Raw genomic sequence first — 25,810 nt, forward strand, 5'->3', positions numbered from 1 at the left:
ACAGGAACTTGGACACTTCAGGTTTAAAGAATAGCTGTGATAATTCATTTTATGAATCGCTGTTTCGAACCTTAGCTCCTACCATTCGCAATTTTCTAATTTACAAATACAAAGATGCTGAAAGAGCTGCTGATATGGTTCAGGAAGCTTTCTTAACGCTTTGGAAAAACTGCGAAAAGGTTATGCCAGACATGGCCAAGGCATATCTCTATCGAGTAGCACAAAATCAAATGCTAAAGCTTGTAGACAAAGATAAGGTCAAGCAAAAGCATATTCAATTTATTTCTAAAACCACACACAAAGAAGATCCTCAATTTCAAATGGAGTTTTCTGAGTTTGACCTTCAAATTCAGGAAGCCATTAACCAATTGTCTGAGGGGCAGCGAGAGGTCTTCTTATTAAACCGTATAGAAAAGAAAACATATAATGAAATAGCAGAGATGCTAGATGTTAGCGTAAAAGCCGTGGAGAAGCGTATGCACAAGGCTTTAGTAAAAATTAGACAGGTTCATAAAAATATTTAAACCAGAGGTAGGGTAAAACAAGACCCAACGTATTTAGAAGCAGAGTTGGTATAAATGGCCGATAAAATAAACGATAGCGAAGACTTTCTAGCCAGATGGCTGAGCGGTGACCTTACACCTCAGGAGAAAGAAGAATTTGAGAATTCTGCTGATGGAGCTGAGTTTAAAGAGATCATTGGCTCCGTAGACAAAATAGCCCTGCCAGAATACGATGTTGAAAGCGAACTGGCCAAGCTTAAGGCAAGAAGAAGCACCTCTGCTCCTACGGAAACTAAAGTAGTTCAGTTCGGTAGCCTATTCAAATATGCTGCTGCCGCAGTGGTGGTCATCGGCATATCTTTAGTTTATTTCTTAACAAGACCTAATTATACGGTTTACGAGACCCTTGCAGGACAAATTGAAAACATTACACTGCCAGATCAATCGGTGGTTACGCTTAACAGTAATTCTCGTTTGCGATTCGATCCTGACAAGTTTGACGAGAATAGACGATTGCTCCTAGATGGTGAAGCTTTCTTTGAAGTAACGAAAGGGATCAATTTTGAAGTAGAGACAGATCAGGGTACAGTGAGGGTATTGGGGACATCATTCAATATCTGGAACAGAAATGAACTGTTGGATGTGGTTTGCTACACCGGCAAGGTCAACGTAAGTAAAAGAGAATTTTCTAAAGACCTAACCCCTGGAGATGGTGTTAGAATTGATCAAGGATCTTTTAAAAGGGCTTGGAAGAAAGAAGTCGGAGAAAGCAAACCAAGCTGGATCATGAGTGGGGTAACCGAGCTAGAAAACGTAACTTTAAAGGAAGCACTTGATGAACTGAGGAATGTATTTGGGATAGACATTAAATCAACATCAGTGCTGGATGAAACCCCATATACTGGTAATTTCCCGAATGACGATGTCAATGCGGCTATCAAACTCGTTCTAAGAGCAGACAATATTGAATATCAATACGACTCAACAAATAAGCGATTGGTACTCTTGGGTATCAAAGGTCAGTAGATCAACGATCCTACTTGTCTGTTTAATAATGTTCTCGCTTAACACCCAGGCGCAAGACAACAAGCCTTACAGTGCTAATAACCGATCTTTGAAGCAGGTACTCAACGATCTGGAAAAGCAGTTTACCATCTATTTTTCCTATAATCCTGATGAAATAAAGAATGAACGGATCACGCTTTCCCAAGGGTATAATGACTTATCGGAACTTCTCGGGCAAATTATTGATCAGACCAGCCTCGAATTAGAAAAAATCAAGGATCAGTTCTATGTTGTTAAAAGACCAGCTTCTAAATTCTTGGACATAAAAATCTCAGATGATGAAACAGGTAATCCACTACCCTATGCTACGCTACGGCTCCAGGGCACAGCTTTAGGACAAGTTGCTGGATTGGATGGTACGATAAAACTGGTCCTTCAGAATCCAAAATCGGCCATTTTAGAAATTTCCTACCTGGGCTTTCAGGACTTTACTATTGATGTCACTGAAATTGATAGCAAGCAACAGTTTGAGGTAAAGTTGAAGCCTACCCCCATTGAGTTGACAGACTTCGAAATCAAGGAATATATTAATGTGGGAATTGGCTCTGACCCGAAAGCTAATAGCTTTAGGATACTTCCTCAGCAAATGGAGATCTTGCCGGGCCTCTCAGAGCGTGATGTCTTGCTTTCAGCTCAAATTATATCAGGGCTTACCTCAAATGATGAATCAGCCTCAGGTATTAACGTCCGTGGTAGCGCTCCTGATAATACGCTGTTATACTGGAACGATATCCCGGTTTATCACACGGCTCATTACTTCGGCAACGTGTCTAGTTTTATTCCCTCGGCAATAGGCTCCTTAGATGTTTACAAGAACTATGTACCAGTGAGGTATGGTGGAGCCACAGCCGGTTTAATCTCCATTTCATCCAGAAACCAGATCAATGGAGAAACCAAGGCAGAAGCTAGCGTCAATATGACCCACGCTGACGTTTATGCCAAGCTTCCATTCAAACAAGATATGGGCTCTCTAATGATCGCATTACGCAGGTCTTACAATGATGCCATCCCTACTTGGACTTATAATTCCTATTCAACAAAGCTTTTTGGAAGTGAAACTCGAGATGCTCAAGGTTTGTATCAGGTTACAGAAGATGAAAACGACTTCGATAACAACTTGAGCTTCTATGATGTCAACCTGAAATGGGATTACCAGCCGAACAGCAGATCACTGCTTACGGCTAGTATTGTCAATAGTTCCAGTGACTTCAACTATCGCGAACAAGACGAAATTGAGGAAATCAATATAGAGCAAAGACATAAAATCCAAAGTTTTGGTTTCAACCTAGGGTACGGCCATAGAATTAACGATAACAACTCTCTAAAGGCAAGTCTAAGCTATTCTAACTATGACATGGAGTATGCCTTTACCAATTTGAGAGATGATTTACTTGAAGAGGACAATGACGAAATTGCAAGAAGCAATTCCATTAGAAACATTGAATTACGATTAGCCAATAGCTGGAGAGTCAATAACAATAATATGTTGGAGTACGGCTACCAGTTGAATCAATTCACAGTCGACAATGTAATCTCAGAAACAGAGTTCTTCGAGGAAGATGCCGTTACTGACATTGGATCAGAAGGTTTGGTTAATAGCCTCTTCTTTGACTTTAACCATCGGCCGAATGACAAATTAGAAGCTGTTCTTAGTGGAAGACTGACTCATGTTGGAACATTAGGAGAGGCTTATTTCAGCCCTCAGGCCAAATTCAACTATAACTTAAAGTCTAACTTGATATTTAAATCTTCGGTTGGCATCTATCATCAATATTTGAGCACTATACAGGAGTCTGAGTTTACGCTGTCTAATGCAGTCGAACGACACTGGCTACTCTCAGACTTAAATGACGATGAAGATGAAATAACCACCGTACCAATTATTATTAACAGACAAGCGACTCTAGGCTTAGTGTATAATAACAGCTCTTGGTTGGTGGACCTTGATTTATACGTGAAGGACATTGACGGGATCTTGGCAGTAAATCAAGGTTTTGGATTCGAAAATGATCAGGCATTTGAACCTGGTTTTGAATTAATTCAAGGGTTTGACCTGACGATTAGAAAACGATGGAAATACTTCAGGTCCTGGTTGAGTTATAACTTTCAAGACTCGCAGGTAGAATTAAATTCTATTTTTGACAACCCTTTTCCTTCAACATTCAATATTAGACACCAGCTGCGCTTGTCTACCACCTACAACTGGAAGAACTGGGAGTTTTCTTTAGGTTATATATTCAAAACAGGTCTACCTACCACGGCAACTCCCACCCTTACGGTTAGTACTGAATCTGACGATGACGATGATGATGACGATGATCCAGACCCTTCTGATGACGATTTGATCTATGACCTTGAATTTGCGACTCCAAATGCGCTCAGGCTCCCTAATTATCACCGCCTGGACCTATCCGTTTGGCACAAGTTCGGCAATGATAACACCAAATTTCGTGGCGAAGTAGGACTCAGTATTATCAATTTACTGAACCGTAGGAACACCTTCAACACAGCTTATTCAGTAGACTTCGATCGGGATGATCAGATTAGCGTACTTGAAAGAACTAAGTTCTTTTTAGGCTTCACTCCTAACCTTAGCTTTCGCGTCTGGTTCTAGTATTTGACTTAAACAATTTTAAATCTCTAAACTTAAAAAAGCCCCGACCCCCGAAGTTTCGGGGCGGGGCCTTTTTATAAGCTAATATCGGTGACTAATCATCGTCATCATCATCGTCATCCTCATCATCATCATCATCTTCCGTATATTCCTCTACAAAAGAACCATCCTCATTGAAGACTAACACAACTTCATTTGCCAATTCGATATAGTATATCTTTTCTTCAGCATCATACCATGCTTCTTCTATCTCAATACCTGAGTAGTTAGCAGAAATATAGTCGGTGATGGTTGTTGGAAGATCGGCAATATCAACTTCTTCACAATCGTCTTCATAGTCTTCATCATCTTGTTCTTCTTCGATGAAATTACCATCCTTATCAAAAATCACAATTACCCCATTCTCCAGGAAGATCAGATACTCTTCTTCTTCTGTATCAAAGGCTGCAAAATCTATGGCAATACCAGTATAATTTGTAGCTAAATAGTCCTTAATAGCTTGAGAAAGCGAAGTTGTGTCTACTTCTTCATATTCATCGTAATCGTCATCATAGTCGTCTTCCGTGAATTCATCAAGAAGATTACCGTCCATATCAAAGATCAACACAACACCTGATTCAAGTAATACCACATATTCACCATCTTCGGCATTTATTCCAGCTATATCTATTTCAACACCTGCATGGTTTGCCACTAGATAGTCCAGAATCGCTTGCGGTAATGCCGCAGAATCCACCTCTTCAAAGTCATCCTCAAATTCATCGGCATAGGCCTCTAAGTTGAACGAGATTATAAATTGCTCCGAAGCATTGAAAACTAATACAGTATCATCACTCAAAAGAATGATGTACTCACCTGTATTGGTAATCCATGCCTCTTCAATAGTCTCATTAGCGTGATTGTCGGTTACATACTGCTGTATCGCACCTGGTACGTCAGTGACCTCTTGCCAACTGTCCATTCCGGAAGTATCATAGTCTTTTGAATTAACAAATCGAAGTCGTGATTTACTCGCTGCCGTGCCCTGTTCTTCTATGGGTACAGTATCGGTGTTCTGATTATCACAAGATGTCATAATCGTTAAGAGTGCCAGGGCTGTCATGCCCAAATAGGTCTTTACATTTTTAATCATTTTCATTGTTTCTAGTTTTGAATACTTTAAAATCATTTCTATCACTTGCAGGCTTTCAAAGCCCTCTTCAACACGCTCTCGCGGTATTCTTAGGTGAGGTATTTCTCATTAATCGTCATCATCATCTTCTTCATCGTCATCATCATCATTTTCATTGCCTCCCATTTGATCTCCCTGAGTGACCTGAACATCTGTGCCACTAGCAGATGCATTAGCAGGCGGATTCATCTGTTCACAGCCTGAAAAGCCGATTAATACGATAAGCGTAATGAGCATTGTTAGCTTCTTCATCATTCATTCTTTAAGCGAAAACTCTAAGCATATTTCCATCTAACTGAGTATTATAAATGGTTAGTCCATTACGACCATTGCCATTTAATCCCGCGCCATCTAGTCTGAAGCGCGCACCGTGTGCAGTGCAGTACCACTCACCATTTCTCAGAATGACCTCTTTTCTGGGGTCGTGAGAACAAGTTCTTGTAGCTGCCACATATTCACCTCCAGTGGTTCTTGCAACCACCACCTGATTGTTCACAATGACATATCCACCGTTATTCGATAAATTTGAATTGCCTGCTGCATTGAGGTCTAGTGTAAAATCAATTGCAGCATTGTTACCAGGCTGGTCTGGGTTGATATTCTCAACAGCGCAACCTCCCAAGCAGGTGGCCGTGAGTGCGAATGCAGCTCCCCCACCCAGTTTCTTTAAAAAGTCTTTCCGATTCATATTTAATATTTATCATTTTAACATATATACATTTTTACATGTATTAATATTTTAATTTATTAATGTTTCTAAAAACTAAGGTTCATTCCTATACTGAAAATATTAGCGCTTAAGCTCGGGGTTCGTGTGTAATGCCCATACTTGAGATTGATCTCCTTCAGTGTAAGAAGTCTATTATTCCTACCTGGCAACCTTAATCTTCCTATTCCGTCTGCGGGAGAATACCTTAGGCCGATGCCATACTGATGACTCGATAGATTACTCAAGTCATAATCAGAAGTGTAATACTGGAATTCACCCGTATGCTCACCAAATGGCGCAAAGTAATTGGCCTCCGACTGTGTATGATATCGATAGAACGGATAGACCGAGAAGAAACGGTTCAGCTTCACTGATGCTTCTAATGCGATTGTATGGCCTGTTATCCCCCAGTCATCCCAGTAAAAACGATAATAACTTCTTAAGAGCAACAGGTCATTCACATAGTAATTCAATCTTAGTCCTACAGGGATTTTTAGTCTATTGAATGGCAAACGTTCTACCCTAGCCTCAGTCTGATTTGTGAAGTATACTCTGTGAAATGGCGTACTCAAGAGTCCCGACTGCGCTACCACATCGGCCGATATACTTGCTTGCACTCTCCTGTTGATGACTGTAGAGAAACTAGCTGAGACACTATAAGACCTTCTTTGATCCGTAGTCACCCATTGCCGGTCTCTCAACTCTCTTGGATAAATAATCTCCCATCTATCAATGAAAGCCTGCCCAGCCAAGCCAAATGTTCGATTACCATCTCTTGAGGTCTTGGAGACGTAACCAGAGAACTGAAAAGAGTTATAATCATACTCCGTTGATCCACCAAGTTTAAGTCCCCATGTCAAATCATTTTTGGCCTTTCGGCTATACCCAAAATTCGCATGTACACGGGTGTCTTTGCTTGACGCAGACGACACAAAGTCATCAATATTGTCTGTTGAAGCAGACGAATACATGTCAAAACCGCCATCGAAAGACACGGTGTTTTTCTCATCCAGCACCAAGTTGACAATGACCTTGGATGTCAGATCAGTCAGTTGCTCTGTACCCAGACCACCTGTAACAGGTGAATTATTTCCGTCCTGAGTGTAGTAGCTGAACAGAAGGCTGATATCTGATTCAGCCAGCTTCTTTATTTCGAAACCAGTAGTATCGGTTTCTGATTTTTCACGCTGAGCAGCAACTTTGGCCGTAACGAGTGACAGCAAAGCCAAGAAAAATACTCCTCTTAATTGCAACCGCATCCCCCGCCAACTTTACCACCGTTGGCACCTGAAGCACCTTCACGATACGATTGAAAATTGATACAGAAATAGTCTATTGAGCGAGCGCTCAGCGACATTTCCTGATCATTCAAGTACATTTTTTGATAACCCTTTACACTCGTACACGATTGTGTAAGTGTAAAGCCTAAGGCGGTTATCAGTCCTATAAAAAGTCGTTTCTTGTTCATGATTTATTGTTGATTTCCAAGTGCTTAGAGGTTACTATTTCATCATTATCTGTAATCACCAGGCATTCCACTCCTTGCAATTGATTGATCAGATAAAGTCCTTTTTCTATACCGAGTACAAAGACACTGGTAGACAGTGCATCTGCCAACTCAGGGTTTGCAGAGACAATAGTGACACTTTTGATTCCAGTGGTTGGATAACCCGTTCTGGGGTCGATAATGTGTGCATATCGAACATTGTCAAACAGGACATAGCGTTCGTAATCTCCTGAAGTAACGACCGAGGTATTATTTACCTTCAACCATGACAAAACATGATTTTTCTTTCTCGGGTCTGCAATACCTACTTTGAAACTTTCGCCATCAATGTCTTTGCCCCAGGCAATCAAATCTCCCGCTGCATTCACTACTCCACTTTTGATCCCCAAGGCCGACATTTTCTCTTTAGCTTTTTGAGCAGCATAGCCCTTTCCAATGGCTCCAAACCCGATTTTCATTCCCTTCACTTTTAGATATACCTCAAGCTTGGCCGGATTTAATTGGATATTTCTGAACCCAATTTTGGATCTAGCCTCTTTTACAATTTCTGCATCAGGCATTTCTTTCATTGATCCGTCAAACTTCCAGATGCGGTCCATTGACGCATAGGATATATCGAAAGCCCCATCTGTAATTCTTGATATTTGGACAGCACGCTGAATGAGTTGGAATAGCTCATTATCTACCTTGATTGGCTTGATTCCAGCATTTCGGTTAATAAGGGAAGTCTGTGAATTCGGGTCCCAAGAAGAGATCAATCGCTCGATTCTAGATATCTCAGTAATAGCGGCATTAATGCCATCCCAGGCCTTTTGAGCATCTGCATCGAATGCGCTGATCTCAAAACGCGAGCCCATTAACTCCAGCACCTTGTGGTACTTCTGAGGCTGTTGTGCCAAGGCGGCACAACAGCATATCAGAAGACTTATCACGGTCAAAAACAGTCTCATCTCAAATATTGGTTGAATTCCTTGATGTAATCTTCAGGACGCTTGGTCTTATCGAATCCAAAACTTCCCAGGGCTTTTCCACTGGCACCTGTGAAAACCGCTAGAGGAAACTCACCATTGGGGTTGTATTGACTCGCGAGTTTTTCGTTATGCTTGGTCTGTTCTTTTGAGAGTCTGTTTTTCTTCCTGTAAGGAAAATCAGCCTTTACTAAGACCAGATTATCTTTTGCATAAGCTTTAAACTCGTCAGACTCGAAAAGCTCTTTGTGTAATTGTATACAGGGCTTGCACCAGTCAGATCCTGAAAAGACTACCAAGACGGTCTTTTTGGATGTTGCTGCACTGGCTTTTGCCGCTTCGAAGTCGAAAGTCCAATCAACGGAATCACTGAATGGTAGCAGGATTAAGGAGAGGACGGTGAGTAAATTTTTCATCTAGTGTTTTTGCTTGATCACTAGAGAATACTGGAGTTATGAGTTTACCCCACCCCCCTTCTAAAAAAATTATCTGACTGAAGAACGGAACTCCTTACTTCAATGAAAATGTACTCAATGCCACTTTCAGGGACTTGCCTCTCAATTCAATTTCCCCGATACTCTTCTTCTTGAATGGAATTCCTTTGGGAAACAGCTCAAATAGCTTCTCAGAGGCTAATAGATAGACATTATGCTCGTTGCACTTAGATTGAATTCGGGCAGCGGTGTTCAATACATCTCCAGAATACGTGATGTCCCTTTTGATTATGCCTATCTCTCCTGCAATGACTTTACCGGTATGTAATCCGGCCTTGAATTCTGGTAGAAAACCATATTTCTGAATATATTTTTCTTTCCTCTCCTCAATAGATTCCTTGATATCGAAGTAGCATTTAAGGCAATTATAATTTGATATGCCCTCTTGCTTGGTCCACGTAATCACCACCTCATCTCCTACATATTGATATATCTTTCCCCTATTGAATATGATGGCATTCGTCATATCCGAGAAATAATCTCTCAGGAATTCATGATACAGTTTATTACCAAGCTTTTCTGCTGTTGCGGTAGAAGACTTCAAATCAAGAAACATGAATATCCTATCTTCTTCCCTTGCTTTATGATATTTCCCCAGAATGAGTTTACCTAAAAGACCATGTCCGAACTTGTCATTTATCTGTAAGAGCAATTGTGTCGAACCCACAACGATTGACCAAAGCATAATATTTCTTAAGTGGATCGAGTCTAAGAGGTAATCCTGATACGCATCTCTAAAACCCTCTTCCCCAATAGAAATACTGGAATTAATCGGAACGAGTATTAACCCGAAGACCAAAGTGATAAATGTCACTACAGTGATATAAACAATAACAATCGTAAGTATTCCCTGCCAGTAAGGCCGATCGATTAGGCGATCATGAAGGTAGAATACTAAGAATGACGCGCCTATAGTAATAGCTATCACCGTTGAAAGAATGTGAAAAGTCAGGTTGCTACTAAATGAATACAACTCAGAGGTACCTATTGAAAAAGAGGAATTGATCGTCCAGTGGTCCACAAGAGCAAACACTATCGCCACTGATATCCACGCGATCGTAATCACGCGCATTTTCGACCATTTTATTCTGAGCTTCTCATTCATTGTATACAAATTAGTCATTCTAGCCGAGTGCATGCTAAGGACGATGCACAAGATTCATATTACGAATACTAATTTATATAGTTTACTAAAATATTTAGTAATTTAGATTAATGAATAGATCAGGTCATGCAGATTTACCCTTGCACTATGGAACAGTTCCGCCATGGCTGGCCAGTCGCATGGCACAGCTGGGCAGGGCTATAACCGAGTCTATCCTTATCGAGTATGGAATCCAAACCTTCATACAGCGAATGAGTGATCCTCTGTGGTTTCAGTCACTCGGTGCTGTCATGGGAATGGACTGGCATTCTTCAGGCATCACTACCTCGGTGGTCGGTGCGTTGAAAAGAGCCATCAACCCAATTTCCGATGAACTAGGACTATATGTTTGTGGTGGTAGAGGCAAATACTCTCGGCAAACACCTAATGAGCTTGTAAAGGTAGCCATGAAAACGGGTTTGAATGGAGACGAATTGGTCAGGTCTAGTAAACTGAGTGCTAAAGTAGATAATACAGCTGTCCAGGATGGGTTTTCCATTTACCTTCACTCCTTCTTTCTAGCGAAGGATGGTGAATGGGCAGTCGTTCAACAGGGAATGAATGAAGCTACTGGTTACGCCAGGCGTTATCATTGGTACTCAAAGGCATTTCAAGACTTTCTAAAGGAGCCTCACACCTCAGTTATTGGTCACAATCAGGGAGACATACTGAACCTGACGGCCAATGAAGCAGATCAAACCAAAGAGGGTATTCTGGAGATGACAAAAGAGAAGCCCGATATCATTTCAAGAGAAGCTCAGCGGTATGTATTGATGCCCACTCATCATGATGTTAGAGCCGAGGACATTGATCTCAAACGACTGGGTAGCACCTTGGCGCTGGCCCATGATACCGATATTAGCAATTTTGAAGACTTACTGCTACTGAAAGGTGTAGGACCGCGCACGCTCCAATCATTGACTCTCGTCAGCGAAGTAATTCACGGTACTCCATCTCGGTTTACCGACCCTGCTCGGTTTTCTTTTGCCCATGGCGGTAAAGACGGTCATCCCTTTCCTGTTCCGCTAAAGACTTATGATGAGACGCTAAACATACTAAGAACTGGTCTTGAAAAGGCTAAAATTGGCCATAGTGATAAACTTAAAGCTGTTAAGAGCTTGAGCCAAATTGCTCAAAAACTTGAGAATTCATTCAGTCCAAATGCCAACTTTGAAGAAGTAATCGCTAAAGAAAGAGCTGAAAGCTATAAATACGGAGGCATGACAGTGAAAGGACCTGCAAGAAAACTTCGAAAAAATGTAAAGCGGCAGCTTGAACTGTTCTAGCGGCCTGATTTGCACACTTTCTTATGTCCTTTTCTATATTTGAAATATGACGCTCAATCTCTGGTCTGTCTTGTTAATTGCCTCGGCTTCACAATGTCTATTCTTGATTGCCTTTTTTCTACTTAGGCCTTCAACCAACAAGACGGCTACTAGGTTGATGATACTGCTGCTTGTCATACTCCTGTTTATGAACGTGAGCAACCTTTGGTATTCAGCAAGACTGTATCTGGAAGTCCCTTATTTAACAGGCATTGGTCGAGGAACTACTTTGCTCATTGGCCCAGCAATTTACCTCTATGTGCTTTCAGTAGTAAAACCTAGCTTCAAACTAAAATGGAAACATACCCTCCACTTAAGCGGCTATATTTTGGGTCTGGTACTTCTTATGGCCCAACCTTCAGGCGGAAACGTAGCTGATTCCATGCAACAAGTTGAGGCCTTTCTCATGGATGGCATTCGAACTACGCCACTTGTCCTTACCCGATTTGCCCTCTATGCACTCCATCTTACCACTTATCTTTTCCTGTCTAGACGAATTATCCTTTCTGCTGAACACACCTTCAGTGAGGATTATCTGATATCTAAGGAATCTCGCATTAAATGGCTAAGAAGGTTAAACTGGGTAATGATAGCCATTGGAGTAGCCGTTATTTGGTTTTTTATAGATGCCCTGATCACCCATTACTATAATGCTGATGCCAACTATATCAATACCCTCATCTACTCAGTATTTGTATATCTTATCGCTTATCAGGCACTTTCGGACGAAAGAAACATAGTTCCAGACTTCAAGATTAAATACAAGTCTGGCGGCAAAATCTCCAGAGATAAAAGTTTGCTTACTCAAAGACTCAACACCTTGTTCAAGGAGCAAAAAGTTTTTACAAACCCTGACCTTAACCAATCATCTGTTGCTTCTATGTTGGAGATTCCCCCTCACCAATTCTCAGCATTACTGAATAGAGAACTGAATAAAACATTTTTCGAGTTGGTCAATGAATATAGAATTGAAGCATTCATTGAGGTTTCAAAAGACAGCCATTACAACCATCTCTCTATCATGGGAAAAGCCCAAGAAGTTGGCTTTAGAAGTAAGTCTTCTTTCAACACGGCCTTCAAAAAGATCAAGGGCAAGACACCGTCTGACTACCTAAAAACTGCCTTGAATTGACTTTTAGGTTCGATTTTTAGAAAGTCGAACCCTATTTACTGCACAAGTCCCAATTGCTTCCAGAACTAAGTTTATGTTTGGCTTCAGAAACTTAAAGCCTATGGAGTCAATACTTGAAAGAACAACCCGGTCCCTAGCAATCAAAACCGACTGGAGATGTCATTTGTATCAGTTACACTTCACAACACCCTCCAGCCACTATGACTTCCTAACGAGTGATTATCTCCCCGCCCAACTTCAAAAGTTCTGGCAAGCCGAAGGCTTAATAGACTTAAAGATCATGGCCAACGATAACAATCGTGAAATACTCATCACCTGGACTTGGCGCAGCAAAGAGGAATTTGAATTTGCTTATCATTCCTCAGTTTGGAGACACTTTCAGGAAAATATAATTACCTGGTCTGATCAAGGCTCAATCAAAAACCTAAGCCAGCTGCAAAACACATTTACCATTATTGAATAATCCGATATGAACTTACTTTTTAAAATAGAACGTGAAATTGCCATTGCTGCATTTATAGTAATGATACTTACCAGTTGCCAGGGCATGGCCTTTCAAGATGGCAATCAAACCTGGAAAGGCATTTTTGATCTAGCCTCCAGAGGTGAGCAACAAGCCAGCGCTCAATTTGATTTTGACAAGAATGAAGGAGTGCTTATGCTGCCAAACCTGATTCCAGTCCCTTTGAACCTTAAAGCTGTATTGATAAAGGGCGATTCCTTGTTTTTCTCTATCGGTTTCCGTTCAGGACCCGCATACTGCAAGGCCAAAATGACAAATGAGAGAATTGAAGGCGTCATGGACAAAGAAGGCATGTCTCAATCTAGTTTTTGGCTAGAAGTATCAAATAAGAGAATCATAGAGACTGTCGTTAAACCCAATAAGGACGAACCCATTATCATTAAGTCCAAAGGCAACCTTGCCGAGGAGATAGCCATAAAAGAGAGATTAGAAAAACTCCTGATAAAGTATGACCTCGAACCCTACATTTTCACTAAGAGTATCAATATTGAGAAAGGAGTTATTCCTCATAGTCATCCAGTATTGACACTGAGTACGGATTTTGAAACAGACACTCAGCTTATTGCCACTTTTCTTCATGAACAAATGCATTGGTATTCACTGACTGATAATGAGGGCTTTCAGAAAGTCGGAGAAGCATTTCTGAAAAAGTACCCAAACCTTCCTTCAGAAGCACCTGAGGGTGCTGGAAGTGAACAAAGCACCTTCTTGCATTTAGGTGTTTGTTATCTCGAGTTCCACACTTTATCACAGGTTATTGGAAGGGATAAGGCAATAGAACACTTTCAGTTTATGACTACGCAATACTATAGATGGGTATATAGAACGATACTGAAGGATTTAGATTACTTCGAATCACTATTCGAACAAAATGGACTTCACCTGAAATAGGAGGTTTATTGAAAACCTAAGCCCTTTTTAATGCATCAGAGGAGATTCTTGACTATGTTCTTGACCGAGATTCTGAAGCTTCCTAGTATGCTGTACCAGTGCACTGGCAAAAGTCTTATGACTATAATAAGGCACGCCAAACTCGGCTGCCGTTTCTCTCACTATCTCCGACAACTTCCGGTAATGAACATGGCATATGTTGGGAAATAGATGATGTTCTACCTGATAGTTAAGCCCACCGATCAACCATGAAAATACGCGACTTCCTGGTGCATAGTTAGCCGTTGTCTCCAACTGATGTTCTGCCCAGTCCTTCTCAATAGCACCGTCTTCGTCCATCTTAGGGAATTCAACATCAGGCATAATATGGGCAGTTTGAAACACCGCACTAATGCACGTGCCAGTGACCATATGCATGCTCAAGAACGCCAAAAAGATCACCCCAGGACTAAAGGGCAAAAAGATCATGGGAAGAATTAAAGCATATGTATAATAGAGTGCCTTCCAGATGGCCACCTGCATCATTTGTTTTCTATAAGTCCCTTTACAGCCTACTAAGCCCATTTTCCAATAGCGATGTACTCGGATAAAGTCTTTTGTCGTGATCCATGAAATGGTAGAGATGGCATAGAAGAACCAGATGTAAATGTGTTGGTATTGATGCGCTTTCATCCACTTTCTATTGGGAGAAAAACGCAGGAAAGGCGGTGTATTAATATCATCGTCAGCCTCATCAATGTTGGTATAGGTATGATGCAATACGTTGTGTTGAATTTTCCATACACCAGCATTTGCCCCGATCATGTTCATAGAATAGCCAAGCAATCGATTGACGGTTTTATTCTTAGAATAAGATCCGTGGATTGCGTCATGCATTACCCCCATACCAATACCTGCCATGCCGAAGCCACTGGTGAGGTACAATGCAAAGAGCAAAGCTACGTGCTCAACCACTCCAATATTGATAAGTACTATCGGTACAATAAATAGAGACAACATGAGTATGGTTTTGAGGACCATACCTGTGTTGGCTTGCTTACAAATACCTCTCTCTGAAAAGTAGTTGTTTACACGGCTTTTTACTTCGCGCGAAAAGTCAGAGCCTTGGCCCTTCTTAAATTTAGGATGCTTGATAATGTTAGTCTTTAAAGCAACTACTAGGCCTCAGCATTGAGCGAATACTCATTGATTGGTCTGAAAGGAAACAACTAATAGTCAATAGTTTTGTCTGATTTACCTTCTTCGGCCTCTGTTTCTTCGGCCTGCAGGATTGGCGGAGTGCTTGGACCTATTCTTGCCTCCCCGGTCATTCCTATTGTTGCTTTTTCTATGATTTTGCCTGCCTGAAGGCCTTCCCTCTTCGTCTCTATTAACACGAATAGGTCTTCCTTCGACCTCAATATACTCAAAGTGTTTGCTCAAACCATCATCATGCTTAGAATCTAGGTTAAAAAAGCTACAATTCTTTTGTATTGATATATCCGAAAAGAGTCTTCTACCTATCCCGGTTACATCGGATATGAAGTGAATTAAATCGGCTTCAGTAACGCCATCCATTCTACCTACATTGATAAAATAACGATTAGCACCATCCTTGGCCCTTGATTTTCTTTCTCTATTGTCTTTTTGATCATTGCCTTGACCCTCATTTAGGTCGTCTTCACCTCCACTTTCAACCATTAAATGGTCTAATTGACTTGTAATAAGTCTTTTAAGAAGGTCTTCTTTGGTTAGATCAGCAAACTGGCCGTGGAGACTATTAAGAATATCTTCTGCCTTTTCGTCCACCTTGGTATTGAGAATAAGACTCGCCCAATTGTTCAAGCGACTTACCTTCAATTCATCAATCGTTGGAATAGCGACCTTTTCAAATTTCACATTCACTTTTCTTTCGATATCAGTTATTTTCCTGCCTTCACGTGGATTGATAAAGGCCATAGAAATACCCTTCTTGCCTGCCCTGCCCGTTCTACCACTTCTGTGCGTATAGCTCTCCAACTGATCTGGCAACTTATGATGGAAGACATGGGTCAAATCATTAACATCAATACCCCTAGCAGCAACATCAGTAGCAATGAGCAACTGCATTGAGCGGGTTTTGAAGCGTTTCATCACTGTATCACGCTGTCTTTGAGAGAGATCACCATGCAGGGCCTCCACAGCATAACCCAGCTTAGAAAGTTCATCGGCAATTTCCTGCGTATCCATTTTGGTACGACAGAACATAATACCCTTCATATCTGGTTGGATATCCAGAAAGCGCTTTAATGCCGAGAGCTTATTGTTGGTCTTTGTGACCACATACTGGTGAGAAATGTCTTTATTACTCTTTTGGGCTGCATCAACGGAAACCTCAAGCGGATCCTTCATATAGGTATTCACCAACCTTCTGATCTCTTTGGGCATGGTGGCTGAGAAAAGCCATGTCACTCGATTCTCTAGAGTATGTGATAGAATTTCATCGATATCATCTTTGAATCCCATATTGAGCATCTCATCTGCCTCATCTAAGACAACAAACTCGACATTCTGAAGGTTGATCGCTCTTCTTTTTATCAAATCAAGAAGACGTCCTGGAGTAGCCACCACAATTTGAGTAGGTTTCTTTAAGGCTTTGATTTGTTTACTAATATCGGCCCCGCCATAAACCACTTCCACATTAACACCTCGCTTACTCTTAGAGAAATTAACCAACTGCTGAGCAGTTTGCTGACCGAGCTCTCGTGTCGGAGCCATAATCAAGGCTTGTGTAGCCGAATTCTTGGAATCTATAAGATCGATCAAAGGAAGTCCAAATGCTGCTGTTTTTCCTGTACCGGTTTGTGCTAAGCCAATAAAGTCCGTTGGATTATTTTCCAACAACATAGGTATGGCTTTTTCTTGAATTGGGGTGGGCTGTTCAAAGCCCATATTTTCTAAAACATCACAGATCGGCTGTGACAGTCCTAATTTGCTAAAATGACTCAATGGGAATTGTTAAATGAGCCACAAAGGTAACCATATGCTTTGGTAAAACTGTGCATCTCTGCTATTTATCTCAAGTAGCCCTCGTTCGACCATCAAAGTATCGTCTTTGATATGCATCACTTCATCGAAGGATTACAACGACTCATCTAAATCCTAATTTGGTCTTAGGAGCTCACCATAATTTCGAAGCAACAAAAAATAAAATTCACCGATATGAAAAAGCTCCTAATCATTGAAGATCATCCTATGATGCGCATGTTTCTTCAAAACTACTTAAGCAAAAGTTACGAGGTAACTACTGTTTCTACTCCTGAAGAGGCACTTGATTATAGCACGAAAAACACGTTTCCGGATTTGATTTTGAGCGATTACAAAGACAAACAATCGAAGGACTTTCAAATGCTTCAATGTCTTTGCATGCAAATCGAATGGAGAAATATCCCACTGTTTGTATTAACGGATCAGGACAAAAGCCAGGAAAGAATCAACGCGCTAGAGCTAGGGGCTAAAGACACCCTGAGCAAACCCTTTAACCCTAAAGAACTCGTCATGCGGATTGATGCTATGCTCCATGTCTCATCATTAAATACAATCAGAACAGTAGCCTAATTAAGAAATTATGAAAAAGATATACACTTACTTCATCGTGAGTCTACTATTGGTAGGCTGTATTGAAAAGCCTGAAATCCAAGTGGATACAGAACCCGAACAAGGTAGTTCATTTGATTTCAAAAGTACACAAACCGTAAACTTGGACCTGTCGTTTACAGATAACTTAGGACTCCCTTTCACCGGGCTTAAGGTTCAACTATGGAAGGTTGCTAATGGTGTTAAAACAGAAGTCGCATTCAAAGCATTTACTGACGGTAATGGTCAACTGAAAAGCGCAGTAGAACTACCTACATATGTCGATCGCCTAGTATTAGAAACGTCTTTTATCGGTATACCTAACAACATTCACGTGCCCATTGAGGGAAACCAATTTCATTTTGAATACAATAACGGTCAGGTTATTTCCAAAACGATTGATACCTACCAGCGTTCGAATGAACATAACGGAAACGGTGTGGCCTCAGCGGCATTTCAGACTTCCAACAGTTTTACAATCAGCTATATGGGTGATTACAATGGAAGAGGTGTTCCAGATTATTTAGAGTCAGAACGTGATGCTATTTCCAGTACTTTACTAGATTACATCAACGCATCTCTTCCCGAGAGTCAACCCGTTCCACAATATCATCCTACTTATTTGGCCAATGGAAAGAAAACAACCTTAGACATTGAGGACTATTGCGATGTCTGGATCACCTTTGTTCATGAGGGTGCCGGATGGAGAAATGCCATTGCCTTTTATACATATCCAACAGCTACGCCTCCACAGTCTTTGGAAGACATTGATAACATCAATGTGATCTTCCCTAATCTCTCCTTCTCTGGATCAGGAGGTGGAATGACATCTGGGGACAAGGTGAACATCGGGCAATTTGAAGCTGGTACTTCTATTGGCTTAGTACTGCTCGCTAACGGATGGGATGGCAGTAATTCTGAAGATTATGAACATATCGTTTTTGCCGATAAGAACTTAAACCCTGAACCAGATGAAGATTTAAGGCAGCATAACGTACTGCTCTGGGATAATGAAAACAAACTCTTTCTCTTGGGCTTTGAAGATGTTCGTAGAGATAACATTCCTTTCCAATGCGATCAGGATTTCAATGATGCCATCCTCTTTGTTACCTCTAATCCCATTGAAGCGATTAGTACAGATAATGTAAGTCCTGTGGACCGACCTGGCGTTTTAGATACTGATGGAGATGGTATTAACGATATACTGGACGAATATCCAAATGATGGAAACAAAGCTTACGACAGCTTCTACCCTTCCTCAACATCCTATGGCACATTTGCCTTTGAAGACAACTGGCCTGACTACGGGGATTACGATTTCAATGATCTGGTAATAGATTACCAATTCAAGCACACTTTAAATGCAGATAATCAAGTGGTAAGCATGTCGCCTAAATTCAAGATTAGAGCGATCGGTGCAGGTTACAGAAATGGTTTTGGTTTTGCTACTGACTTACTACCATCAGACGTCACCACAGTGTCTGGACATTCCATTAATGGAGCAGGCGTAACATTAAATGGCAACGGAACAGAAAGTGGACAAAGCAATGCAGTATTCATCGTTACAACTAATGCGCACGACCATTTCACAACAGGTGGATTCGTAAATACGGAGGAAACTTCAGCTTATCATGAACCACAAGAAGTGACATTGGAGATTGACTTAGCCAGTCCTAAAACCTATGCGGAAATTGGGACCGTTCCCTATAATCCCTTCGTCATCATCTCCCAAAACAGAGGAAGAGAAGTCCACCTACCCGGCTATGCTCCAACAGATCTCGTGGACTTATCTCTCTTAGGTACTCAAGATGATGATACAGACTTATCAATAGGTCAATACTATAGATCTAAAACAGACCTCCCCTGGGGTATTCATCTGCCGGAAAGCTTCGCCTACCCAAGAGAAAAAGTTGACATTCGAAATAGTCACTTGCGATTTGACGACTGGGCCAGGAGTTTTGGCTATAGCTACCTTGACTGGTATAGAAACCAGACAGGCTACAGAAACATAAACGGTATTTACTCCCGATAAGGGTGATTAAATGGTTGAGGTTAAAAGTAGGCGCTTCCACACGGGAGGCGCCTCTTTTTGTATAAGGCCTACTGTCAAATATTCACCTTCAAAACCCTTGATTTTAGTTGTCCTAGCCTAGCCTTCATCCACCCTACAAAACAGTTCAATCATCTAATAAAACGGGTTACTGGAATCAATAAAAATAGCTTTGTAATGTACTTAAAAGCAGAAATAATGAAGGTAAAGCGTCATATCCCCATCTTAAAAAGAAGCCTTGACATTGTAGTATCAGCACTGCTCATCTTGGCCCTTACCCCTGTTTGGATTCTCGTTGCAATCGCCATAAGAATGGAGTCTAAAGGTCCCATATTCTATTACGCACATCGGGTGGGCCAAAACTATCACACATTCAAATTCTACAAGTTTAGATCTATGCGCGTGAATGCCGATCAATTGGTAGAGAAAATGAAGCACCTCAACCAATATAAATCTGAAGCACAGGAAACACGTACCTTAAAGCTTACTAGGAATCTAATCGCCAACGCTGAGTATAAAAGCATCGTGGTTGGAGATGGCATTTATGCCCAGTTAGATGAGTTCGAATGGCAGAAGAGAAACAATACAGGAAATGCCTTTGTAAAGTTCGTGAATGACCCTCGAATTACGCGAGTGGGCAAATTTATTCGCAATACAAGTATAGATGAACTTCCCCAACTGTTCAACATTCTTAGAGGAGACATGTCCTTGGTTGGTAACAGACCTCTCCCATTATACGAAGCAGAAAAATTAACCACAGACCAAACAGTAGGCAGGTTTCTGGGACCAGCAGGACTCACAGGACTTTGGCAAGTTACCGAACGCGGAAAAGACAATGCCGACCCTGTAAAGCGAGTTGCGCTGGACATTGAATATGCCGAGCATCATAATTTTTGGATGGATTTGAAAATCCTTTTCAAAACACCTCTGGCAGCACTTCAACATGAAAACGTTTAAATCATGTTCGCAAGATTCTTTAAATCCCTCAAGAGAGATACTTCCGGTAAGCAATACCTAGCCTTTGTAGATGGAATAAGGTTTATAGCCATCATACCAGTCGTCATTTTACATGCAAATGAAAGGCTTCAGCGATATGTCATTAACCCGGATACTTTAAGTTCCGCAGAGCAACAGCTGTCCTATCTTATCAGTCGTGGTGCAATCGGTGTTATGATCTTTTTTGCCCTCAGTGGTTTTATTCTTAGCCTTCCTTTTGCAAAAAGAACCAAATCATTCCATTACAAGGATTATTTGAAAAGACGATTAACCCGTCTTGAACCTCCTTACATATTTTGGATGACCCTATTTGGTTTAATCCTCTTTTTCCAGTCGGGAATACCTCTGGAAACGATCGGTCAACACTACTTGGCGAGTATCTTTTATGTACACAATCAGCTGTTCGGTGAATTTTCAATTATTAACCCTGTAGCATGGTCATTGGAAGTTGAGGTTCAGTATTATCTCATAGCGCCTTTTATTGCCATCTTCTATTTCAAGCTCGAAGACATAAGATCCAGGCACGCATTGCTCCTTTCGATGATAGCACTTTTCATTATCTATCAGCATGCTTTTAGCTGGCAAATCTTACCGCTCCGTGCATCTATTCTTGGCCAACTACAGCACTTCCTGATCGGAATGTTTATGGCTGATGTATATGCTAATAATAAGAACTGGCACAACCAAAAGTCTTATGGATTCGACCTCATTGGCATTGGATCCATAGTACTTATGATGTTCACCTGGACCGAAGAACTTGGAAAGTCGCTCATCTTCTCGATCGGCATGATAGGTTTTTTCGCAGCATGCCTAAAGGGCAGGTTGACTTATAAATTCTTAACCCATTCCTGGGTCAGCATCATTGGCGGCATGTGTTATACCATTTATTTAACACATCTACCCCTCTTAGAACTGGTGTATTCACTCATCGGACGGTTCGGTTACTCATCCCCCTATTGGCTACAGTTATCGATAAGTCTAATCCTCATCCTACCTATGGTCTTACTTAGCAGCATGATCTTTTACAAGTGTATTGAACAACCCTTTATGAAAAAAGAAGCCTTCACAATTTTGGTGAAAGTCATTCAAGCTAAAGAGAATCACTTAAAAGACCAGCACACCATAAACGCTGAAGAACAATGAAAAAGCTAAAGTTTATTTCCATCCTAATAGTAATAGTGACTCTACAATTAAAAGGTCAAGACCTATCACAAAAAGAGCTTGCGATGGATCGAATCAAGCCACTGGAACAATTGCTTAATCTAGCCATTGGAAATATGGCTGCACTAAATACACTCACAACGAGTCAGGAAATCTATAGGGAAGAGACAAAAATCACCCAAAAAAAATGGCTTCAGCACCTGGCCTTAACAGCTGGCGTGAACTACGGAAATGGCATTGTTTCTGACCAACTAACAGATGGTTCTACAGATAATAGACTCACCTATCTATCACGACAGAACGTCACCTATAACGTTGGTCTAAACCTTCGACTCCCTTTCACCGAGGTTTCGTCCAGAAAGCATGAAATAAAGATTAAGAAGCTCGAAATCGAACGTCTAGAAGGACTTAAGAATGAGAGAAAGGAATTCATTCGCAGAGAGGTGATTAGAATCTATAAAGACCTACGATCATGCCTGAAGTCAATGGAATTACAAACCGAAGTAGTTGAAGCGAATGAGATCGCCTTAAAGGTTGCTGAAAACTTCTTCAAAGCTGGAAAGCTGGCCATGGAGCAGTATCGAATGGCAGTTGACTCACATTACACCTCACAGCTTGAATTAGAAAAATCGAAAAACGAAGCCTGGTACTGCATGCGCAGTTTGAAAGAATTGGTTGGTCAATCTATAATGAAATAATATGAATGCTTTAGAAATCATAAGATTACTAGTTAGGCACTTCCATTACATAGCGCTATCGGCTATTAGCCTGACGCTCTTGGTATTCTTTACCACCAAGAACGATAAGCGGGAATACGAAACCCATACCCTGCTCAATACAGGGCTGATCTCAGGATATAGCATTGAAAGTAGTAGCGCAGGCCGCATTGATTATGCGAAGACCAACAATGAACTGGAAAACCTTATCAATCTGGCCACTTCCTATGAAACGAATAAGGAGCTATCGGCCAAGTTACTGGCTCGCTTTCTAGTGCTAGACCATCAGCAAAAGTTGCCTATTCTAAAGGAAAATTATCCTGACTTTTTAGAAAGTATTAAAGGACTTCCTATCGAAATAAGAGACAAGGATACCGACCTGACCGTACTGTACAAAATCATTCGTCAACGGGATGCAGACAGGTCTAACCCATTTTACGAGCTGACTAATTCCGAAAACCCTTTTTTCGGCAACAAGCAGCTAGAAACTATACTAGTGAGTCGCGAAGGCAAAAGCGATATGATTAGGGTTGAATATAAGTCGATAGACCCTTACCTCAGTCAAGTCACCCTGGAGCTACTTACAGACATCTTCATCAATCAACAAAAGAATATCAAAGAGGGCCAAACAGACTCTGTTATTGGATTCTTTAAGGCTGCAGTTGATAAATCTGATGCGAAGCTTAAGGGTGCCGAAGATGAGTTATTGAATTTTCGCGTTAGCAATCGAATCATCAATTACTACGAGCAAACGCGTTTTATCTCGGGTAATAAAGAGGAATTAGAAAGACAGTATCAGGAAGAGCTGAAAGTAGCCGCTGGTGCACGATCGGCTTTATCCAAAATTCAGGTCGAAATTGAAGACAAATCGATTATTCCGGAGCTCCAGTCTCGTATTGCTAGCAATCGATCAAAAATATCTAAGCAAACCACTTTACTGACGCAGCTAGAATTGGTAATGGACACTATCCCTGACAATGCCCGGACTATCAAAAAATCCAACCTCAATGGAGAAATCACCCTATTGAAGCAAGAAATGTCAGACATAGCAGATCGATTGATTATGGTAAATCAAACGCCAGATGGTATCGAAACAAAAGAGCTATTGACCCAATGGTTAAACCAGACCATCTCGAAAGAGGAGTCAGAAGCCAAGCTGGCCGTCATGGACAACCGCAAGAGAGAATATGAGCTGATTTACGACCAATTCGCGCCATTGGGATCTACGCTAAAGAGACTGGAAAGAGAAATTGATGTGGCCGAAAGAGAGTATTTAGAAAACCTGCATAGCTATAATCAAGCAAGACTTCATAAGTATAGCAGTATGATGTCAAGCAATTTGAAGGTGATAGATGCGCCCTATTACCCATTGGAGCCCTTGAAGTCTAAAAGAATGATGATTGTTATTCTATCCTTTGTGGTAGGATTGGTCTTACCTATCGGACTTTTGATTGGCCTTGAACTACTGGACAGCAGTCTCAAAAAACCCGAAAGAGCAATTGAGGAAACAGGACTAAAAGTTGGCGGCCTTATGATCAAGCAGCCAGCAAGTACAAAAAAACAGTCAATTGATTTTCAACAAGTTAATAAGCAATCATTGAACTTATTAATACAACAAATTAGGGCAAATACCAAAGGTGTTTCAACCCCTAAAACTGTGAACGTTTTCAGCATGCAATATGGAGAAGGTAAAAGCTTTCTAATAGAACAGTTAAGCACCTACTTCAAAACATATCTTACTGAAAAAGACCGAGCAGAAAACTTAGAATTCCGATTTAAAGAAATTGGGGCAATACAGCACGAGCCATACCAGGAGAATGATTTGGTAGCAGCCGACTTGCATCTTCTGGTCGCTCGTGCTAATCGTAAATGGACCACTGCTGACCAACATTCACTAGAAGTATATCATGAACTAGCCGGAAAAGAGCCTCTGCTCTTCTTAAACGGAGTTTCACCGGATGTTATGGAGGAAGTAATTGGTTCCATCCCTAAAAGAAGAGGTCGTTTACGCTCCTTGGTACATCACTGGATGACACAAGGCTTTAAAAGTGCTACTGTATGAATATGAGGCACAACAATAGAGAAAAGGAAGTGATTGTTTGCCACTCCTTCCCTGCCTGGGATACGCCTTATATTAAATCCACCTTGGAGTTGATGACCAGGCTTAGTGCCACGCATCGTGCCATCTTTATTGACTACCATTACACTTGGAAGGACCTATTTAAACATCCCAATGCGCCTAAAAAGAGGCTCATGGGTATCAAGAATAGAATCCGTAAGGAGAAAACACCTTATGGCACGATAGAGGTAGTCAGCCTTCCTCCTATACTCCCGGTCAACTGGATCAACAACCGCTCTATATTTAAGGTTTTTGCAAAGCTCAATGCTTGGTGGTTAGGGCATTTCATCAGAAGAATCAAGCGCCAGTTAGGCATCAATAACTTTACGCTTTTCAACGCCCTCAATCCTATTTATGGTCTGAATACCAGAAAGGCCTGGAAAGCCAAAAAGACCATCTACTATTGCTATGACGAGATTTCAGGCACGCAATGGGCGGGAAAACATGGACCTGATTTTGAAGAAGCCTTTGCCAAACAGGTTGATATGATTATTACAACCAGCAGGCAGTTACAAAAGGAAAAGTCAAAGTACAATGTCAACTGTCACCTCGTACCCAATGGAGTCAATCTGGACATATTTCAAAACCCAAAGATTAGCACCGAAAAGACGAAAACACTGGGCTACATCGGTGCGGTAGATGACAGGATAGATTTCGATCTACTGCATCATATCAGTCAAGCCATGCCCGATTATCAAATCGATATCTATGGACCCATGAAAGTGGTTTTACCAAAACTTCTGGTGGATAGAGTAAAATTCCATGGAGCAATTCCACAGGAAGCGCTCCCCACTAAAATCAGTCAAATGGATGCTTGCTTAATCCCTTTTGTGAAAAACGATCTAACAGCCGCCATTTATCCTCTGAAAGTCAATGAGTATCTAGCCATGGGCAAACCTGTGATCAGTACTGATTTTGCTGATCTTTCCGACTTTGGACAGAAAATAAGTGTCTCAAAGAATAACGATGACTTTGTAAGCCTGGTAAAAAGGGAAATCAGATACAACAATCGTCTCAAAGCACAATCTAGAATTGATTTTGCCAAAGGCAATTCGTGGGATGAAAGGGCTCAAACCATAAGAAGTCTTTTGAGCAATTAACGCTAGCACTCTTCCATTTAACTTCAAA

General features: G+C 41.1%; 24 protein-coding genes. 14 read left to right on the forward strand and 10 right to left on the reverse strand.

From position 1 onward, the window contains the following. Positions 1 to 8 precede the first annotated feature (8 nt). Genes BFP97_RS04885 through BFP97_RS04895 form a run of 3 tightly spaced genes read left to right on the forward strand, consistent with a single transcriptional unit; the run spans position 9 to position 4,182 of the window. Positions 9 to 524, forward strand: a complete 516-nt coding sequence (locus tag BFP97_RS04885; protein WP_069841338.1) for an RNA polymerase sigma factor — start codon at positions 9 to 11, stop codon at positions 522 to 524. Positions 525 to 578: 54 nt separating this feature from the next. Then, positions 579 to 1,529 carry a FecR family protein gene (locus BFP97_RS04890; protein WP_069841339.1) on the forward strand — a complete coding sequence of 317 codons (951 nt, stop codon included), beginning with the start codon at positions 579 to 581 and terminating at the stop codon, positions 1,527 to 1,529. Positions 1,530 to 1,557: 28 nt separating this feature from the next. Continuing rightward, entirely contained in the window at positions 1,558 to 4,182 is a 2,625-nt protein-coding gene (locus tag BFP97_RS04895; RefSeq protein ID WP_069841340.1) for a carboxypeptidase-like regulatory domain-containing protein, read from the forward strand. Between the two features lie 94 nt (positions 4,183 to 4,276). On the opposite strand, the gene BFP97_RS04900 is transcribed toward BFP97_RS04895, so the two are convergent. From BFP97_RS04900 to BFP97_RS04935, 8 genes are all read right to left on the reverse strand, one after another. Beyond that, a complete protein-coding gene (locus BFP97_RS04900) occupies positions 4,277 to 5,320 on the reverse strand; it encodes a PepSY-like domain-containing protein (protein ID WP_170827402.1) in 1,044 nt (347 codons plus the stop codon). A 102-nt stretch (positions 5,321 to 5,422) separates the two neighbouring features. Then, complete coding sequence (locus BFP97_RS04905) at positions 5,423 to 5,608, reverse strand: hypothetical protein (protein WP_069841342.1); 186 nt, start codon at positions 5,606 to 5,608, stop codon at positions 5,423 to 5,425. 7 nt (positions 5,609 to 5,615) lie between these two features. After that, positions 5,616 to 6,041, reverse strand: coding sequence for a Rieske (2Fe-2S) protein (locus BFP97_RS04910; RefSeq protein ID WP_069841343.1), 426 nt, complete (start codon positions 6,039 to 6,041; stop codon positions 5,616 to 5,618). Positions 6,042 to 6,109: 68 nt separating this feature from the next. Beyond that, positions 6,110 to 7,321 (reverse strand): DUF3570 domain-containing protein, encoded by a 1,212-nt coding sequence (locus BFP97_RS04915; RefSeq protein ID WP_069841344.1) that lies wholly within the window; start codon positions 7,319 to 7,321, stop codon positions 6,110 to 6,112. Then, positions 7,306 to 7,530: a DUF4266 domain-containing protein gene (locus BFP97_RS04920; RefSeq protein WP_069841345.1), complete on the reverse strand. Its 225-nt coding sequence runs from the start codon at positions 7,528 to 7,530 to the stop codon at positions 7,306 to 7,308. Before BFP97_RS04920 ends, BFP97_RS04915 begins: the two co-directional genes overlap by 16 nt. Beyond that, complete coding sequence (locus BFP97_RS04925; RefSeq protein ID WP_069841346.1) at positions 7,527 to 8,519, reverse strand: FAD:protein FMN transferase; 993 nt, start codon at positions 8,517 to 8,519, stop codon at positions 7,527 to 7,529. Before BFP97_RS04925 ends, BFP97_RS04920 begins: the two co-directional genes overlap by 4 nt. Beyond that, positions 8,516 to 8,953 carry a thioredoxin family protein gene (locus BFP97_RS04930; protein WP_069841347.1) on the reverse strand — a complete coding sequence of 146 codons (438 nt, stop codon included), beginning with the start codon at positions 8,951 to 8,953 and terminating at the stop codon, positions 8,516 to 8,518. The genes BFP97_RS04925 and BFP97_RS04930 overlap by 4 nt, the downstream gene beginning before the upstream one ends. A gap of 94 nt (positions 8,954 to 9,047) precedes the next feature. After that, the gene (locus BFP97_RS04935) at positions 9,048 to 10,136 is read right to left on the reverse strand and encodes an adenylate/guanylate cyclase domain-containing protein (RefSeq protein WP_069841348.1); all 1,089 of its coding nucleotides are present in this window, start codon (positions 10,134 to 10,136) and stop codon (positions 9,048 to 9,050) included. Positions 10,137 to 10,246: 110 nt separating this feature from the next. On the opposite strand from BFP97_RS04935, the gene BFP97_RS04940 reads away from it, so the two are divergent. From BFP97_RS04940 to BFP97_RS04955, 4 genes are all read left to right on the forward strand, one after another. Then, positions 10,247 to 11,461, forward strand: a complete 1,215-nt coding sequence (locus BFP97_RS04940; protein WP_069841349.1) for a DUF763 domain-containing protein — start codon at positions 10,247 to 10,249, stop codon at positions 11,459 to 11,461. A gap of 46 nt (positions 11,462 to 11,507) precedes the next feature. Then, positions 11,508 to 12,632 carry a helix-turn-helix domain-containing protein gene (locus BFP97_RS04945; protein WP_069841350.1) on the forward strand — a complete coding sequence of 375 codons (1,125 nt, stop codon included), beginning with the start codon at positions 11,508 to 11,510 and terminating at the stop codon, positions 12,630 to 12,632. Between the two features lie 100 nt (positions 12,633 to 12,732). Continuing rightward, positions 12,733 to 13,095: a hypothetical protein gene (locus BFP97_RS04950; RefSeq protein ID WP_139135188.1), complete on the forward strand. Its 363-nt coding sequence runs from the start codon at positions 12,733 to 12,735 to the stop codon at positions 13,093 to 13,095. A gap of 6 nt (positions 13,096 to 13,101) precedes the next feature. After that, the gene (locus tag BFP97_RS04955; protein WP_069841352.1) at positions 13,102 to 14,046 is read left to right on the forward strand and encodes a hypothetical protein; all 945 of its coding nucleotides are present in this window, start codon (positions 13,102 to 13,104) and stop codon (positions 14,044 to 14,046) included. A 27-nt stretch (positions 14,047 to 14,073) separates the two neighbouring features. On the opposite strand, the gene BFP97_RS04960 is transcribed toward BFP97_RS04955, so the two are convergent. After that, positions 14,074 to 15,045, reverse strand: coding sequence for a fatty acid desaturase family protein (locus BFP97_RS04960; RefSeq protein WP_083262689.1), 972 nt, complete (start codon positions 15,043 to 15,045; stop codon positions 14,074 to 14,076). 234 nt (positions 15,046 to 15,279) lie between these two features. After that, positions 15,280 to 17,013: a DEAD/DEAH box helicase gene (locus BFP97_RS04965; RefSeq protein ID WP_139135190.1), complete on the reverse strand. Its 1,734-nt coding sequence runs from the start codon at positions 17,011 to 17,013 to the stop codon at positions 15,280 to 15,282. A gap of 213 nt (positions 17,014 to 17,226) precedes the next feature. On the opposite strand from BFP97_RS04965, the gene BFP97_RS04970 reads away from it, so the two are divergent. The 7 genes from BFP97_RS04970 to BFP97_RS05000 all read left to right on the forward strand — a co-directional run bounded on the left by BFP97_RS04970 (position 17,227) and on the right by BFP97_RS05000 (position 25,782). Beyond that, entirely contained in the window at positions 17,227 to 17,622 is a 396-nt protein-coding gene (locus BFP97_RS04970) for a PleD family two-component system response regulator (RefSeq protein ID WP_069841355.1), read from the forward strand. 10 nt (positions 17,623 to 17,632) lie between these two features. Further along, on the forward strand, positions 17,633 to 19,672 hold the full coding sequence (locus BFP97_RS04975; protein ID WP_069841356.1) for an LruC domain-containing protein: 2,040 nt from the start codon (positions 17,633 to 17,635) through the stop codon (positions 19,670 to 19,672). A 216-nt stretch (positions 19,673 to 19,888) separates the two neighbouring features. Further along, positions 19,889 to 20,647 (forward strand): sugar transferase, encoded by a 759-nt coding sequence (locus BFP97_RS04980; protein WP_170827404.1) that lies wholly within the window; start codon positions 19,889 to 19,891, stop codon positions 20,645 to 20,647. Positions 20,648 to 20,650: 3 nt separating this feature from the next. Beyond that, positions 20,651 to 21,829: an acyltransferase family protein gene (locus BFP97_RS04985; protein WP_069841358.1), complete on the forward strand. Its 1,179-nt coding sequence runs from the start codon at positions 20,651 to 20,653 to the stop codon at positions 21,827 to 21,829. After that, positions 21,826 to 22,545, forward strand: a complete 720-nt coding sequence (locus tag BFP97_RS04990) for a TolC family protein (RefSeq protein WP_069841359.1) — start codon at positions 21,826 to 21,828, stop codon at positions 22,543 to 22,545. Before BFP97_RS04985 ends, BFP97_RS04990 begins: the two co-directional genes overlap by 4 nt. Position 22,546: 1 nt before the next feature. Continuing rightward, positions 22,547 to 24,625 carry a GumC family protein gene (locus BFP97_RS04995; RefSeq protein ID WP_069841360.1) on the forward strand — a complete coding sequence of 693 codons (2,079 nt, stop codon included), beginning with the start codon at positions 22,547 to 22,549 and terminating at the stop codon, positions 24,623 to 24,625. Next, complete coding sequence (locus tag BFP97_RS05000; RefSeq protein WP_069841361.1) at positions 24,622 to 25,782, forward strand: glycosyltransferase; 1,161 nt, start codon at positions 24,622 to 24,624, stop codon at positions 25,780 to 25,782. Before BFP97_RS04995 ends, BFP97_RS05000 begins: the two co-directional genes overlap by 4 nt. The last annotated feature ends 28 nt before the right edge of the window (positions 25,783 to 25,810 follow it).

This window comes from Roseivirga sp. 4D4 (assembly GCF_001747095.1).
Classification (GTDB): Bacteria; Bacteroidota; Bacteroidia; order Cytophagales; family Cyclobacteriaceae; genus Roseivirga.